Raw genomic sequence first — 15,357 nt, forward strand, 5'->3', positions numbered from 1 at the left:
ACAAACCGTGAAGCTTTCACCAGGATCATCGGGCAAAAACCCTACCTGGCCGATATGCAAACAGTCAGACGCCGATGCGCCCAAACCGCCCACATATCCCTTCATTCATCAAATTTTCAAAGAGCGTGAAGACAAAACAAACTCGAGGCGCTAATTCCTTAGCGTTACCCGAACCGCCGCATCTTCAGAATTTCCGAACTTCGTTTCCGTCAACCGCTCTGCGTTTCCGCAACCTGCTGTCTTCGCTTCCGTCCGTCACCGTCGCTGTTTCGCTTCGGTGAGGCGGTATTTACGGACGGACGCAGGGAGCCGCAAGGGGAAAAACATCGGCCCGTCGCATTTTTTTCACATAGCCCGAAAAACACTCAAAATCTGGGGGTTGGCGCAATTTTTACCACAAGAGATCCTGCACTGCGGCAACAATCTTGCGCCTGCAGCATCGCCCTCTTGCCCGGTGCGGGGCTTATCCACAGACTCACCGTCCGGAGCCACGGAACAGGGGCAGCCGCAGCGCCAGAACTGCCGCTACGGCAGCCGCATAAAGCAGCGGCTCGCTCGGCCAGCCCTTCACCAGAACCACGAAATGCGCCGCGCCCACCACCGCCGCCACATAGGCGAGCCGGTGCAGCCGTCGCCATGCCAGTGGCCCGAGTCGCCGGATCGCCGCATTGGTCGAGGTCAGCGCCAGCGGGATCATCGCCAGCAGACCGATCATGCCAAGGATGATATAGGGCCGCTTGTAGAGATCGCGCAGGATCTCGTCGCCGCGCAGCCCCATGTCGAGCACGACCCAGGCCAGAAAGTGCATCGCTATATAGAAGAAGGCCATCACGCCCAGCGCGCGGCGAAAGCGGATCAGGTTCAGGCCGATCAGGCGCAGCGGCGTGATGCACAAGGAGGCGAGCAGGAACTGCAACCCCCAGAGGCCGAGCTTCAGTTCGATCGCCTTCACCGGATCGGCCCCGAGGCCGCCGGTGGCGGCGGCCCAGACCAGCCAGACAAAGGGCAGCACCGCCGCCACCCAGACCAGCCCCGTCGGCACGCGGCGTGCCAGCGCATTCGCGCGCTCGGTCAGGGACGGGGCGGAAAGCTGCATGGTCAATAGTCCTTGCTCAGGTCCATCCCGGCATAGAGGCTGGCCACCTCATCATAGCCGTTGAACATCAGCGTATCCTCGCGTCCGGCAAAGATGCCCGCGCCGACGCGCCGTTCGCTGGCCTGGCTCCAGCGGGGGTGGTCCACCGTCGGGTTCACATTGCTGTAAAAGCCGTATTCGCGCGGGTTCTGCATGTTCCATGTCGTCTGTGGCTGGGTGTCGGTCAGGCGGATGCTGACGATCGACTTGATCGACTTGAACCCGTATTTCCACGGCACCACCAGACGGATCGGCGCGCCGTTCTGGTTGGGCATCGGCTCGCCATACAGACCCGTCGCCAGAATGGTCAGCGGGTGCATCGCCTCGTCCAGCCGCAGCCCCTCGCGATAGGGCCAATCCAGACTGCGGGTCATCTGCCCGGGCATCTCCTCGGGGCGCACCAGCGTCTCGAAGGCCACATACTTCGCCCCCGGCTGCACGCCGACCTTCGCCAGCAGATGGCCAAGCTCGAACCCGATCCACGGAATCACCATCGACCAGGCCTCGACGCAGCGGAAGCGGTAGATGCGCTCCTCCAGCGGGGCGTCCTTGAGGATATCGGCCAGATCATAGGTGCCGGGCCGGTCCACCAGACCGCCGATCTGAACCGACCACGGGTCCGTCGTCAGCAGGCGGGCATTGCGGGCGGGGTCACCCTTGTCGAGCCCGAACTCGTAGAAATTGTTGTAGGTGGTGATTTCGGAAAAGGTGTTCGGCGTCGCATCGGTCGAATACCGGCTCTTTGCCGCCTCGATCTTCGCCGCAGCCGGCGTGGCGATCAGCCCCGCCGCCGCCCCCGCCATCACCTGCCGCCGGTTCAGCCATTGCGCCTTCGGCGTCACATCCGACCAGTTCAATCCCCGCATAGCCTGTCTCCCCTGTGGCCCCTCGCAACAACTTGGCCGCCTCTGCGGAAAAATCAAAGCAAAGCTGCTCACATTGGCGGGAAGGGCTGCAACACGGGCCGCGACGCGCGCCGGAACCGGTCACACAACCTCACCTTGCATCACAGGTTTTTGACTGGAAACCGCCCGCACCCGCGGCTTAGCGCGCCCGCACCGCAGGGCAAGCCCGCCTCACGCAGTCGTAGCCCTGATCCGATCGCCATTCCGGACCATATACGGCAGGCCAATCAAGGCGATGATCAAACGGGAGTGACCTATGATCCGCAGAACCTTTCTTGCCATGACGACCGCCCTTGCCTTCGCAGCACCGTCCTTCGCCGACAGCCACGGCCCCAAGGACATCGTCGACACCGCTGTCGGCGCAGGCACCTTCAACACGCTGGTGGCCGCCGTGACCGCCGCCGGTCTGGTCGACACGCTGAAGGGCGAAGGCCCCTTCACCGTCTTCGCGCCGACCGATGAGGCCTTCGCCGCCCTGCCCGCAGGCACCGTCGACTCGCTCCTGCTGCCCGAGAACCTCGAGCAGCTGACCGCGATCCTCACCTACCACGTCGTGCCGGGCAAGGTCATGTCGACCGATCTCTCCGAGGGCCTGACCGCCGCCACCGTCAACGGGGCCGAGGTCACCATCACCCTCGAGGGCGGCGCCAAGGTCAACGGCGCCAACATCACCACCGCCGACATCGAAGCCTCCAACGGCGTGATCCACGTGATCGACGCCGTCATCATGCCGCCGATGTAATCACGGCCATCCGGCCGACGGGGGGCGCCGCGCGCGCCCCCCACATCCGCTTAACCAAAGCGCTCCATGCTCACAGGCCCGTCCGCGAAAGGGCCAGCATGACACCGACGCTCCACACCCTGAACCTGAACCAGATCGACACCGAGGCCCTGCCGCGCGACCGCACCGCGCTCGACCCGCAGGAGCTCGATCAACTCGCCCGCTCCATCGCGCTCAGCGGCCTGCGCCAGCCGATAGAGGTCTGGATGCTGCAAGCCCCGCGCCCGCCCTTCCTCTACGGCCTGATCTCCGGCTACCGCCGCACCGCCGCCCTGCGCCGCCTTGGCCTCACAGAGGTGCAAGCCTTCCTGCGCACGCCCGAAACGCTCGCACAGGCGATGGCCGAGATGGTGGGCGAAAATGAAATCCGCAGCCAGATCACCCCGTGGGAAAAGGCCCGCCTCGTCCTCGCCACCGTCGACGAAGGCCACTTCCCCACCCCCGACGCCGCGATCCGGGGCCTGTTCCCGCATCTCTCGCGCCAGAGCCACCACCGCATGCGCGGCCATGCCGAGGTGGTCGAGGCACTGGGGGATATCCTGTCACAGCCCGAAACCCTCTCCAGCCGCAGGCTCGACCGCCTCGCCACCGCCCTGCGGTCCGGCTGGGAAAACCTGCTGCGCGCCGCCCTCGCCCCGCTGAAATCGCCCGGCATGGAAACCCAATGGCAGGCGATGCTGCCCATCCTGACCGAAAGCACCACCTCCAAGTCCACAGGCGACTCCCCCCGCCCCCGCCGCCTCCTGCACCTGAAAAAAGGCCTGACCATCCGCCGAGAACTCACCCAACACGGCTACGCCCTGCGGTTTTCGGGGCCAGAGGCAAGGCGGGGCGGCATGATGGATGACGTGATGGATTATGTGGAGCGGTGGTTTGGGAGTGAGTGAGGGGGGCTTCCACGAAAGCTAAGCCTCTCGCCCCCAATGATTGCCAAATTGCGCCTCGCCCGCTCAAACCCGCTCCACACCCCCTGCCCAAGCCCGCCGCGCCACCGCCAACTCCCAGCCCTTCTGCAAATTCATCCAGAATTCAGCACTGGTGCCCAGCGCGGCGGCAAGCCGCAAGGCGGTGTCGCCTGTAACGCTGCGCCGTCCGGCCACGATTTCGCTGATCCGGTTGGCAGGGACGCCCACGCGCCGTGCCAGTTCGGCGGCGCTCAGGCCCATCGGGGCCAGAAATTCCTCACCCAGCACTTCCCCCGGATGCACGGGGTCCAGCGTCTGCGCGTCAGTGATAGTCGCAGATTTCAACGTCATGTGCGTCGTTCCCTTCCCATCTGAAACACAGCCGCCACTGGTCATTGATGCGGATAGACCATTGCCCGGCGCGGTCGCCTGACAGCGCCTCCAGCCGATTGCCCGGCGGCATCCGCAAATCCTCAACCGTCACTGCTGCGTGCAGCATCGCCAATTTGCGCAGTGCCGCCCGTTCCACCGCCTGAAACGCCGGCACCCGTTCCAGCCGGAACAGCTTTTCGGTGCGCTTGTCGGCGAAGCTAGCAATCATACGCGTTACGTATCATGTATTGCCTCCATTTTCAAGCTGTCTCAGGGGGGGCTGGCAGAAAGATACCCCCCAAACCTTAACAACACCCTAATCCCACACCCCTAACCCATTGAAAACAAATAAACCCTCCCCCTGTAACACAGGGGGAGGGTGCGGGCAGGGGTGAGTCCCCGGCCAAGGGTCAGTGGATCACGGCCTCCACCGGACGGGCCCGGCGCGAGGCCGAGACGCGGTCGCCGATGATCAGCCCCTCCGGCCCCGCCCCGACCACCACGGTGGACCCGTCCAGCACGTCGCCCGACAGGATCATCTCGGCCAGCGGGTCCTGCAGGTGCCGCTGGATGACCCGCTTCAGCGGCCGCGCCCCGAAGACCGGGTCATACCCTTCCTCCGCCAGCCAGGCCCGCGCGGCATCGTCCAGCTCCAGCGTGATCTTCCGCGAGGCCAGCCGCTTCTCCAGCCGCTTCATCTGGATCAGCACGATCCCCGCCATATCGGCGCGGTTCAGCCGGTCGAAGATCACCTGCTCGTCCAGCCGGTTCAGGAACTCCGGCCGGAAGTGCTGGCGGACCGCCTCCATCACCTCGGCGCGAGCGCCCCCCTGATCCGCCCCTTCCGGCAGCTCCGACAAGGCCCGCGCCCCGAGGTTCGAGGTGAGGATGATGAGCGTCTGCTTGAAGTCCACCGTCCGCCCCTGCCCGTCCGTCAGCACCCCGTCATCCAGCACCTGCAAGAGCACGTTGAAGACGTCCGGATGCGCCTTTTCCACCTCGTCGAACAGCACGACCTGATAGGGCCGGCGCCGCACCGCTTCGGTCAGCACGCCGCCCTCGTCATAACCGACATAGCCCGGAGGCGCGCCGATCAGCCGGGCGACCGAGTGTTTCTCCATGAACTCCGACATGTCGATGCGGACCATCGCCGAGTCATCGTCGAACAGATACTCCGCCACCGCCTTGGTCAGCTCGGTTTTCCCCACGCCCGTGGGCCCGAGGAAGAGGAAGGACCCGAGCGGGCGGTTCTCGTCGTTCAACCCCGCCCGCGCCCGGCGCACGGCATTGGCCACGGCAACCAGTGCCGCCTGCTGGCCCACCACCCGCTTGCCAAGCTCTTCCTCCATCCGCAGCAGCTTCTCGCGCTCGCCTTCCAGCATCTTCGTGGTCGGAATGCCCGTCCAGCGCTCCACCACCTCGGCAATCTGCTCGGGGCGGACCGCTTCGGACACCAGGGCATCCCCTTCGCGCGCTTCGGCCTCGGCCAGCGATTTCTCCAACCCCGGAATACGCCCGTACTGCAGCTCACCGGCCTTGCCGAAGTCACCGTCCCGCTTGGCCTGCTCAAGCTCGGCCCTCGCGCGGTCAAGATGCTCCTTCAGGTCGCGCGCCGCCTCGAGCGAATCCCGCTCGGCCTGCCATTTGGCAGACATCGAGTCAGACTGCTCTTTCAGGTCGGCCAACTCCTTTTCGAGTTTTTCCAGACGATCCCGGCTGGCGGCATCATCCTCTTTCTTCAGGGCCTCGGATTCGATCTGCAGCTGCAGGATCTGGCGGTCCAGTTGATCCAGTTCTTCCGGCTTGCTGTCCACCTCCATCCGCAACCGGCTGGCGGCCTCATCCACAAGGTCGATGGCCTTGTCGGGCAGGAAACGGTCGGTGATGTAGCGATGAGACAGCGTTGCCGCCGCCACCAGGGCCGAGTCGGAAATCCGCACCCCGTGGTGCAGTTCATACTTTTCCTTGATCCCGCGCAGGATGCTGATCGTATCCTCGACCGTGGGCTCGTTCACCATCACCGGCTGGAAACGGCGGGCGAGGGCCGCATCCTTTTCCACATACTTGCGGTATTCATCAAGCGTGGTCGCACCAACGCAATGCAACTCGCCCCGCGCCAAGGCAGGCTTGATCAGGTTCGCGGCATCCATTGCACCGTCAGATTTCCCGGCACCAACAAGCGTGTGCATCTCGTCGATGAACAGGATGATCTCGCCCTCGGCGGCAGTGACCTCGTTCAGCACAGCCTTCAGGCGTTCCTCGAACTCACCCCGATACTTCGCGCCCGCAATCAGCGCGCCCATGTCGAGCGCCATCAGCTTCTTGTTGCGCAGGGATTCAGGCACATCGCCGTTCACGATGCGCAGGGCCAGCCCTTCGGCGATGGCGGTTTTCCCGACGCCGGGTTCGCCGATCAGAACGGGATTGTTCTTGGTGCGGCGGCTCAACACCTGCATGGCGCGGCGGATTTCCTCATCGCGTCCGATGATGGGGTCGATCTTCCCCTCGGACGCGGCTTCGGTCAGGTCGCGGGCATATTTCTTGAGGGCATCATAGCCCTGCTCGGCACTGGCCGTATCGGCAGTGCGGCCTTTGCGGATGTCATTGATCGCGGCGTTAAGCTTTTGTGGCGTGACAGCGCCCGCATCAAGACAGGTTTTCGCAGCCCCCGGCACCAAGGCAAGTGCCATCAGGATGCGTTCCACGGGAACGAAACTGTCACCCGCCTTCTTGGCCAGTTTCTCGGACTCGTCGAGCACCTTGACAAGCGAAGCATCGGTAAACGGCTGCGCATCGCCCGAGACGCGCGGCATCTTTTTCAGCGCAGCCTCGACGGCATCACTCACCCGAGCGGGCTCTCCACCCGAGCGGCGGATCAGATTGGCGGCCATCCCCTGCTCATCATCCATGATGGCCTTGAGCAGATGCTCGGCCGTCAGGCGCTGATGGTTTTCCCGCATGGCAATGGTTTGCGCGGCTTGAAGGAACCCGCGCGAGCGTTCCGTGAACTTTTCCAGGTTCATCGGTCATTCTCCTATGTTAGCACCGCTTGCCCGCGCCCGACATCGGCACACGGAACCTCGGCCTCATCAGAAAGATGGGATGTCACAGAGCTTGATGCAAGATTGCCACAAGGGACGCGTGCAGATTCCCTTTGGCGCGGGCAGGGAGCGACGGACACGAGTCAACCACAAAGCGAGCAACCTTGCCCAAAGGCAGACCGCGCCGGAACGAATCCGCCGAAAACCGGCCCGGCAATCGGCGGGATCGGGCTTGGCCTTGGCCAGACAGGACGCCACGGGTTGCGGCGCTGCGTCGCAACCCCGACAGTCAGCCGAAAGAACGGGCAGGCGGGAGAGCAGCCGGATTGCCCACGCCGAGAAAGGGCCTGTCATGTATGACCTGTTGCAACCCCTGATCCACAAGGCCGCCGTGCATGAAATAGCGGTAAATGTCGCGCGCACCGGACTTTCGATCGGCAGCGAAGCGGAACTTCATCAGCTTCCCAATGGGCGGATAGGCGTGTTTGCACGGCTCAGCCGCAAGTTTCTGGGGGTGTTTCCGCGGCAGGTGACTGTGCTTGTCGGCATGCTCGGGCCGCAGGCAACGGCCCTGATTGCCCCGGCGGTCGAGCGCAATGAATTGCTGCGGGTGCGCATCGTCGGGCTGACGCCAGAGCATCTGAGCGCCCCCGGATATGGCCCCGAGGTGCATGTCTCGGTCTGGGGCGATCCGCGTCATGTGTCGGTCTGGGCGCAAGATGGCACCGTGACCACCCCGCCGCCCCTCAAGTCGGAAGCGCCGGAAAGCTAACCCGGCAGGGCATAGCGCACATAGGCAAAGGCGCTGCCGTCAGGGGCCCAGTTCGGCACATTCATCGTGCCTTGGCCGCCGTTCATCTCGATCAACCGCTGCCGATTGCCGCCATCCGGGTCCATCCGGCAGATGGCAACCGGCAGATCGGCAGGGTGGCCCAGCGTGCCGGGCGGATAGGCGAGGTAGATGACATGCTGCCCGCAAGGCGAGGGGTGCGGAAACCAGTTTACGAAATTATCGGCAAACAGTTTGCGCTGATCGGTGCCATCTGATGCCATCACCCAGATCTGGGCATGTCCGTCGCGGTCACAGTTGTAATAGATGGCATGGCCATCAGGGCTGTAATCGGGGCCATCGCAATGCCCCTCGCCATTGGTCAGCCGCCGCTCGGTCCCGCCATCAACCGGCAAGGTGTAAACATCAATCACGCGCGAGCCGCCCCGCGCCGCGACATAGGCCAGCGTGCGGCCATCGGGCGACCAGCCATGCCACCAACTGGGCGCTTCGGGCGAAACGCGCTGCGGCATGCCCCCGCCCGCTGGCACCAGATAGATCTCGGACCCTGCGCCGCGATGATGGCTTGAGATCACCCACGTCTTGCCATCAGGTGAAATGCCGTGATCGTTGTTCAGCCGCCCGACGCCCTCCAGATCGACCGCCTGCAAGGCGGGCGCGTCAAGCGGAACGCGAAACAACCTGCCTTCACCATTGACCAGCAGATAACTGCCGCAGGGTGACCAGTTCGGCGCCTCGATATGGCAGTCGGTCTGCAAGACCACACGGGCCTGTCCCCGCGCCATGTCCCATATTTCCAGCGAGGATCTCATTCCCGCACCTTGGGCTTGAGCAGCTTGGCCGGGCGCATCGCCTCGGCCGCCTTGAACAGCCCGAAGGTCTGGTTGACGTAATTCACCACGCCGCCGATCTTTTCCATATAGGCCGCAAGTTCGGGCGTGCGTTCCGCCTCGACCACCTGCACCGCGCGACTGGGGTCATCGCCCTCAAACTGGCAATAGAACAGCGGCTCGCCGCGCTTCAGGATGATGTCCTTTTCGGGCTCGTGCCATTCAAAGGCCCACATCAACGGGCGCGGCCAGACGTTCAGCGGAAAGCGCCCACCGAAGATGGTGCCGGGCAGCGGGTCCTTGCGGTAATGCGCGAAGGTGCCAAGCTGGGTGATGTAGCACATCTCGTCAGCGATGAAGCAATAGGGCAGCATCAACTGGATGGTGGGGCGGTCGGGATAACGCCACTCCGCCTCATTCACCAGCGTCAGCAGATCACCCAGCTTGCTGGCACGCACCGGGCTTGCCACACCCAGACGGTTGACGAGATGCGCCTTGCCCTTTTCGTCACGCCTGAACCCGATGTGAATGTCGAACGGGCATTTCACCATGAAGTAGCGGCTCTCCAGCTGGATCACGGCGGGGCAGCGGCTGGCGCTTTTGGCATGGCTCTTGTTGGTCTGCCGGAAAATGATCCGTTCGGGCGGGTCATACATCACCGCACCCTTGTCCGATGTCAGGAACCATCCGACCGTCAGCGGGCCAGAGCGCGGCCCTTCCTCGGGGCGGTCAAAGGTTACCGTGAAATCCATGTCAGCCTCGCTGTGCCTGTGCTTTTTCGCGAAGACTCCGCCTTTCGGGCCGTTGCGTCAAGCCATGCGCGTCAAGCGGTTTCACGCTCTGCCAATGCGGCGCGCAAGGCCCGCAGACGCCCGCCATCGGTGCGCCGCCGGATGCGGGCGGCAAAGCCCAAATCGACAAGGCGCCCCGAGTCGATGACAGAGGACGAGCAAGAGGCGTGCACCTCGCGCAGTGGCACCGCGTGAAACGCGCCCAGAGACTCGGCGCTGATGCCCGCCCCCGGCATCACGATGATGCGCCCGCGCGCCTGCGCGATCAGATCGGCCAGCCGTGCCGCGCCTTCCGCTGCGGTAAGCGCGCCGCCGCTTGTCAGCACCCGCTGAAAGCCAAGCTCTATCGCCTGCTCCAGCGCCGCCGGAAAGTCAGGCACCAGATCAAAGCAGCGGTGCAGGGTCAGCCCCATGTGCTTGGCCCGCCCGATAAGCAGCCCCAGCACATCGGTATCAAGCCGCCCGTCGGGCCTGCTGGCGCCCAGCACGACACCCTGCATCCCGCAGGCCGAAGCCGCTTCGATATCGGCTTCCATCACCGCGATCTCGTCCGGGGTCCAGACGAAATCTCCTGCACGCGGGCGGATCATCGCATAGATCGGCACCCCCGCCCCCGCCGCCCGCCGCATCATTCCGACCGACGGCGTCAGCCCGCCAAGATCAAGCGCCGAGCACAACTCGATCCGCCCTGCCCCGCCCCTGATCGCCTCTGCCAGGCCTTCGGTGGTATCGACGCAAATCTCGATCAATGTGTTCATGGTCCAAAGGCCTCCCATCCGGCTTCGGCAGCACCGACCAGCCCAGGCTCGGGGCGGCATTGCGCGGGCACGATCAGCGCTGCATCGGTCTGGCGCAGGATCGCCGCCCGCAGACGCTGGTCAAGCGCGCCGAGCAACGCAGGCACATTGGACAGCCCGCCGCCGACAGGCACCACCGATGCGCCAACCACATTCATCACCAAGGCCAGCGGCGGCGTGATCAGATCAAGCCAAAGCGCCACCGTCTCGCCCGCCTGCACCTGTCCAGCCTGCCAATCCGACAGTATCACCGTCGAAGGGGCCGAAACCCCATGCAACCCGTGGTGAAGCTTCTCAAGCCCCCGAGCCCCGCAAACAGCATCGACACAGCCGTTCAGCCCGCAGCCGCAAGGCAGGTTCCAGGGCGCAGGCACCACCGGGCCATGCCCCCATTCCCCCGCATAGCCGCCCGCGCCCTGCACGAGCCGCCCGTCGATCACCAACCCGCCACCCACGCCCGTGCCAAGGATGACACCAAAGACAGTGCGATGCCCGCGTCCCGCGCCCTGCCGCTGTTCGGCCAAGGCAAAACAATCGGCATCGTTCAGCACCAGAACCGGCAGGCGCAGCGCGGCGGAAATCTCGTCTGCCAGCACACGGCCATCGGCGCAGGGGATATTCGCCACCTTGATGCGCCCGCTTTCCGGAGCCACCACACCCGCAATCGCAATCGACACGCCGCGCAGGGCATGACCCGCAGCAAAGGCCGACAGCGCCGCCAGAAAGGCCCCGAAATCATCGCACGGTGTGGCGGTTTCGCCCAAAGGCGTCAGCCGATCCCCCTGCGCCAAGGCCGCCTTGATCCGAGAGCCGCCGATGTCAAAGCACAGGATCATCGCGTTCCTCCAATTCCGCCCTGCTATGGCTTGACACCACTTGCCCATCGCCGCAAGACGCGTTGCACCCAGCAAAGGAGCCGCCCATGTCCGATGATCGCCTGATCGTGGCGCTTGATGTGCCGAATGTCGTTCAGGGGCTGGAGCTTGCGGCCCGCATCGGGGATGCCGCCAGTTTCTACAAGATCGGGCTCGGCATGCTGACCGGCGGCGGCTTTGCCCTTGCCAACGAGTTGAAGCAGGAGCAGGGCAAGCGCATCTTTCTGGACATGAAGCTCTTCGACATCGGGGCCACGGTCGAAGCCGCAGTGCGCGGCATCGCGCAATATGATCTCGACTTCCTGACCGTGCATGGCGACCCGCAGGTTGTGCGCGCCGCGCAGGAAGGCAAGGGCGGCACCGGGCTCAAGATCCTTGCGGTGACCATCCTCACCTCGCTCGACCGCGCCGATCTGGACGACAACTGCATCAAGCCGGGAGATATCCACGCCATCACGCTCGAACGGGCCGCCCGCGCGCTTGCCGCAGGGGCGGATGGCGTGATCGCCAGCCCGCAAGAGGCGGCAGCCATCCGCGCCCTGCCCGAAGCGGCGGGCAAGCTGATTGTCACCCCCGGTATCCGGCCCGCAGGCAGCGCCAGCGGTGACCAGAAACGCATTGCCACTCCGGCGCAGGCGATCGCCGATGGCGCCGACCACATCGTGGTGGGTCGCCCGATCTGGCAGGCGAAAGACCCTGCCGAGGCAGCGCGCCGCGTGCTGGCCGAACTGGCCTGACATCGGGCGGGTAGCGAAACCGCCTGCACCTCTCGCGTCATCAAGGCTTCACTTGCACCGCAGCCCCTGTTTCGGCTTATATGCCGGATCATTTGACGAGAGATGCAATGCAAGACGGTACCGAACACCAGACGCCAGACCTGCCCGCCGCGCAGGAGTTTACCGACGCCGCCGCCGCCGTGGATCGGCTGGAAGAGCTTTACTTCAAGGCCACCGCCTATCTGGCCGACCATTTCAGCGCGACGGTCACCAAGGGCAAGCCGGCCACTCGTATCCGCGCCTTTTACCCAGAAATCCGCCTGCGGGTCGCAAGCCATACCAAGGCAGACTCGCGCCTTGCCTTCGGCCATGTCGCCGGCCCCGGCACCTATGCCACCACGGTGACGCGCCCCGACCTGTTCCGCAATTACCTGATCCAGCAACTCACGCTGTTGATGGAAAACCACGGCGTTCCGGTGCAGATCGGCCCCTCGGAAACCCCGATTCCGGTGCATTTCGCGGTTGCCGGCAACCCTGCCGTTTCGGTCCCGCAAGAAGGTGTGCTGGAATTCAGCCTGCGCGACGTGTTTGACGTGCCGGACCTTGCCACCACGAATGACGACATCGTCAACGGTCAACGCACGGAAAACCCTGACGGGTCAATGCCGCTCGCCCCCTTTACCGCGCAGCGGGTCGATTATTCGCTCGCACGGCTTTCCCATTACACCGCCACCGATCCGCAGCATTTCCAGAACCACGTCCTGTTCACCAACTACCAATTCTATGTGGACGAGTTCGAGGCCTATGCCCGCAAGATGCTGGCCGATCCGTCGCAGGGCTATACCGCCTTTGTCGCCACCGGAAACCAGATCATCACCACCGCCGAAGGCGAACTGCAGCCGGTCGCCAAGCTGCCCCAGATGCCGACCTATCACCTCAAACGCGCGGACGGGCAGGGAATCACGCTGGTGAACATTGGTGTCGGCCCTTCAAACGCCAAGACGGCCACCGACCATATCGCCGTGCTGCGCCCACACGCATGGTTGATGGTCGGACATTGCGCGGGGCTTCGCAACTCGCAGTCCTTGGGTGATTTCTGCCTTGCCCATGCCTATCTGCGCGAAGACCATGTGCTCGACGACGATCTGCCTGTCTGGGTGCCGATTCCGGCGCTTGCCGAGATTCAGATCGCGCTGCAAGAAGCGGTCGCCGAGGTCACCCAGCTTGAAGGCTATGAACTCAAGCGGATCATGCGGACGGGGACCGTGGCCACAATCGACAACCGCAACTGGGAGCTGCGCGACCAGTCCGGTCCGGTCAAGCGTCTGTCGCAATCGCGGGCCATTGCGCTCGACATGGAAAGCGCGACCATCGCCGCCAACGGCTTCCGCTTCCGGGTGCCCTACGGCACATTGCTGTGCGTCTCGGATAAACCCCTGCATGGCGAGCTGAAACTCCCCGGCATGGCGAGTGATTTCTACAAGACCCAAGTCAGCCGCCACCTTCAAATCGGCATCCGCGCAATGGAGCGCCTCCGGTTGATGCCTATCGAGCGCATACACAGCCGCAAGTTGCGCAGCTTCGAGGAAACCGCGTTCCTTTAACCGCTCATTTTCAGGTGGGACGCACGGTTTGGGCTTGATCTGTGCAGAAAAAACCTGTGTAGCGAAACCCGTCGCCGGCAACGGCCAACCCACATCTCCGGCTCGTCCAATGCCGACGGCCTGCAATAAGGAAGAAGAAACATGACGACGAAACCGATGACGAAAACCCAGCTCGTGGCCGCGATCGCTGAATCGATGGGTGCAGACAAGAAAACCGCTGGCTCGGCGCTGGATGCGATCATCGACGTGGTGACCCGCGAAGTCGCTGCCGGCGGTTCGGTGACGCTGCCGGGTCTGGGCAAGGTTGCCTGCAAGGCCCGTCCCGAGCGTCAGGTGCGCAACCCCGCCACCGGTGAAACCATGACCAAGCCCGCCGACAAGCAAGTGAAATTTGCGATCGCCAAAGCGCTGAAAGACAGCGTCAACGCCTGATCTTCCGGCGCGTAACGAGGCAGGAACTACCAAAAGAGGCGCCCAAGCGGCGCCTCTTTTCATTGTGGCAGAAGCAGAGGCACAGGGCGCCTGAAACAATTCTCACGCAGCTTTTCATGGCGCCTGCGCCGCTGCACCGGCATCTTTCTGGCATTGCCAACACAGAGGGGATGCCATGCGTCTGTCTGACTTCAAACGGCTGATCGCTCCGGTCACCTTGCCGGACCCGCCCAAGCTGCCGCCTGCGGGTGTAACGCCTTAACCGATTGTCCCGCGCTGGCTGCCAGTTTGGGCGCGGTCCAGCATCAGGTGGTCCAGCAGGATGCAGGCCATCATCGCCTCACCCACAGGCACGGCGCGGATGCCGACACATGGGTCGTGGCGGCCCTTGGTGATCAGGTCAATCTCCTCACCGCGCTGGTTGATGGTCTGGCGCGGGGTGAGGATGCTGGAGGTGGGCTTGACAGCAAAGCGGCACACCACCGGCTGACCCGTGGAAATGCCTCCCAGGATGCCGCCCGCGCGGTTCGACAGGAACTCTGGCCCGTTCGGACCCATACGGATCTCGTCGGCATTCTCTACCCCCGTCAGCGCGGCTGCGGCCATGCCGTCGCCGATCTCGACAGCCTTGACGGCATTGATGCTCATCATCGCGCTGGCGAGGTCGCTGTCGAGCTTGCCGTAGAGCGGCGCGCCAAGGCCGGCGGGGACGCCGGTCGCGATCACCTCGATCACCGCGCCCACAGAATTGTGCGACAGGCGGAGTTGGTCGAGGTAGTCGGCCCAGTCGGTCGCGGCAACGGGGTCGGGGCACCAGAAGGGGTTGTTGCCGATGCTGGCCAGATCGACGCGGCTGCGGTCGATCCCGCGCGCGCCCATCTGAACCATGTAGCCGGTGATCGTCAGCCCCGGCACCAGCGCGGCAAGGGTGGCGCGGGCGACACCGCCTGCGGCGACGCGGGCAGCCGTCTCGCGGGCCGAGGAGCGGCCGCCACCGCGATAGTCGCGGTGGCCGTATTTCTGGTGATAGGTGATGTCGGCATGGCCGGGGCGGAAGGCCTGGGCGATGTCGCCGTAATCTTTGGACCGCTGGTCGGTGTTCTCGATCATCAACTGGATCGCGGTGCCGGTCGTGCGGCCCTCGAACACGCCCGAGAGGATGCGGACCTCGTCGGGTTCTTTCCGCTGGGTGGTGAACTTGTTCTGGCCGGGCTTGCGCTTGTCGAGCCAGGGCTGGATATCGGCTTCGGTGAGGGGGATGCCGGGGGGGCAGCCGTCGACGGTGCAGCCGATGGCGGGGCCGTGGCTTTCGCCCCAGGTGGTCACGCGGAACAGGTGGCCGAAGGTGTTCAGGCTCATGACGGTCTCCCCTTGTTGAGGATG

At 64.4% G+C, this 15,357-nt stretch carries 16 protein-coding genes; 6 read left to right on the forward strand and 10 right to left on the reverse strand.

Going from position 1 to position 15,357, the window contains the following annotated elements; translation table 11 throughout:
• Positions 1-475: 475 nt before the first annotated feature.
• Both msrQ and msrP read right to left on the reverse strand, forming a co-directional pair.
• The gene (gene msrQ, locus G3572_RS17215) at positions 476-1,096 is read right to left on the reverse strand and encodes a protein-methionine-sulfoxide reductase heme-binding subunit MsrQ (RefSeq protein WP_164614216.1); all 621 of its coding nucleotides are present in this window, start codon (positions 1,094-1,096) and stop codon (positions 476-478) included.
• 2 nt (positions 1,097-1,098) lie between these two features.
• A complete protein-coding gene (gene msrP / locus G3572_RS17220) occupies positions 1,099-2,001 on the reverse strand; it encodes a protein-methionine-sulfoxide reductase catalytic subunit MsrP (RefSeq protein WP_164614218.1) in 903 nt (300 codons plus the stop codon).
• Between the two features lie 295 nt (positions 2,002-2,296).
• Between msrP and G3572_RS17225 the strand changes: the two genes are divergently transcribed.
• Positions 2,297-2,782: a fasciclin domain-containing protein gene (locus G3572_RS17225; protein WP_164614220.1), complete on the forward strand. Its 486-nt coding sequence runs from the start codon at positions 2,297-2,299 to the stop codon at positions 2,780-2,782.
• A gap of 98 nt (positions 2,783-2,880) precedes the next feature.
• Positions 2,881-3,708: a ParB/RepB/Spo0J family partition protein gene (locus G3572_RS17230; protein ID WP_164614223.1), complete on the forward strand. Its 828-nt coding sequence runs from the start codon at positions 2,881-2,883 to the stop codon at positions 3,706-3,708.
• Between the two features lie 63 nt (positions 3,709-3,771).
• On the opposite strand, the gene G3572_RS17235 is transcribed toward G3572_RS17230, so the two are convergent.
• From G3572_RS17235 to clpB, 3 genes are all read right to left on the reverse strand, one after another.
• Positions 3,772-4,077 carry a HigA family addiction module antitoxin gene (locus tag G3572_RS17235; RefSeq protein ID WP_164614225.1) on the reverse strand — a complete coding sequence of 102 codons (306 nt, stop codon included), beginning with the start codon at positions 4,075-4,077 and terminating at the stop codon, positions 3,772-3,774.
• A complete protein-coding gene (locus tag G3572_RS17240; RefSeq protein ID WP_164614227.1) occupies positions 4,049-4,327 on the reverse strand; it encodes a type II toxin-antitoxin system RelE/ParE family toxin in 279 nt (92 codons plus the stop codon). Before G3572_RS17240 ends, G3572_RS17235 begins: the two co-directional genes overlap by 29 nt.
• 181 nt (positions 4,328-4,508) lie before the next feature.
• The gene (clpB, locus tag G3572_RS17245) at positions 4,509-7,121 is read right to left on the reverse strand and encodes an ATP-dependent chaperone ClpB (protein WP_164614229.1); all 2,613 of its coding nucleotides are present in this window, start codon (positions 7,119-7,121) and stop codon (positions 4,509-4,511) included.
• Positions 7,122-7,491: 370 nt separating this feature from the next.
• Between clpB and G3572_RS17250 the strand changes: the two genes are divergently transcribed.
• Positions 7,492-7,911: a hypothetical protein gene (locus tag G3572_RS17250; protein WP_164614231.1), complete on the forward strand. Its 420-nt coding sequence runs from the start codon at positions 7,492-7,494 to the stop codon at positions 7,909-7,911.
• On the opposite strand, the gene G3572_RS17255 is transcribed toward G3572_RS17250, so the two are convergent.
• The 4 genes from G3572_RS17255 to G3572_RS17270 form a co-directional block, all read right to left on the reverse strand.
• Positions 7,908-8,741, reverse strand: coding sequence for a TolB family protein (locus G3572_RS17255; protein WP_164614233.1), 834 nt, complete (start codon positions 8,739-8,741; stop codon positions 7,908-7,910). The genes G3572_RS17250 and G3572_RS17255 overlap by 4 nt on opposite strands.
• A complete protein-coding gene (locus tag G3572_RS17260) occupies positions 8,738-9,511 on the reverse strand; it encodes a hypothetical protein (protein WP_164614235.1) in 774 nt (257 codons plus the stop codon). The genes G3572_RS17255 and G3572_RS17260 overlap by 4 nt, the downstream gene beginning before the upstream one ends.
• Before the next feature lie 71 nt (positions 9,512-9,582).
• A complete protein-coding gene (locus G3572_RS17265; protein ID WP_164614237.1) occupies positions 9,583-10,308 on the reverse strand; it encodes a copper homeostasis protein CutC in 726 nt (241 codons plus the stop codon).
• The gene (locus G3572_RS17270; protein ID WP_164614239.1) at positions 10,305-11,183 is read right to left on the reverse strand and encodes an ROK family protein; all 879 of its coding nucleotides are present in this window, start codon (positions 11,181-11,183) and stop codon (positions 10,305-10,307) included. The genes G3572_RS17265 and G3572_RS17270 overlap by 4 nt, the downstream gene beginning before the upstream one ends.
• A gap of 86 nt (positions 11,184-11,269) precedes the next feature.
• On the opposite strand from G3572_RS17270, the gene pyrF reads away from it, so the two are divergent.
• The 3 genes from pyrF to G3572_RS17285 all read left to right on the forward strand — a co-directional run bounded on the left by pyrF (position 11,270) and on the right by G3572_RS17285 (position 13,974).
• Complete coding sequence (gene pyrF, locus G3572_RS17275) at positions 11,270-11,959, forward strand: orotidine-5'-phosphate decarboxylase (RefSeq protein WP_164614241.1); 690 nt, start codon at positions 11,270-11,272, stop codon at positions 11,957-11,959.
• Between the two features lie 107 nt (positions 11,960-12,066).
• Positions 12,067-13,542: an AMP nucleosidase gene (locus G3572_RS17280; protein ID WP_164614243.1), complete on the forward strand. Its 1,476-nt coding sequence runs from the start codon at positions 12,067-12,069 to the stop codon at positions 13,540-13,542.
• Between the two features lie 141 nt (positions 13,543-13,683).
• Entirely contained in the window at positions 13,684-13,974 is a 291-nt protein-coding gene (locus G3572_RS17285) for an HU family DNA-binding protein (protein WP_164614245.1), read from the forward strand.
• 258 nt (positions 13,975-14,232) lie between these two features.
• On the opposite strand, the gene aroC is transcribed toward G3572_RS17285, so the two are convergent.
• Entirely contained in the window at positions 14,233-15,333 is a 1,101-nt protein-coding gene (gene aroC, locus G3572_RS17290; RefSeq protein WP_164614247.1) for a chorismate synthase, read from the reverse strand.
• Between the last annotated feature and the right edge of the window lie 24 nt (positions 15,334-15,357).

Origin of the sequence: Pseudotabrizicola algicola (genome assembly GCF_010915705.1) — a bacterium.
GTDB classification, from domain to species: Bacteria; Pseudomonadota; Alphaproteobacteria; order Rhodobacterales; family Rhodobacteraceae; genus Pseudotabrizicola; species Pseudotabrizicola algicola.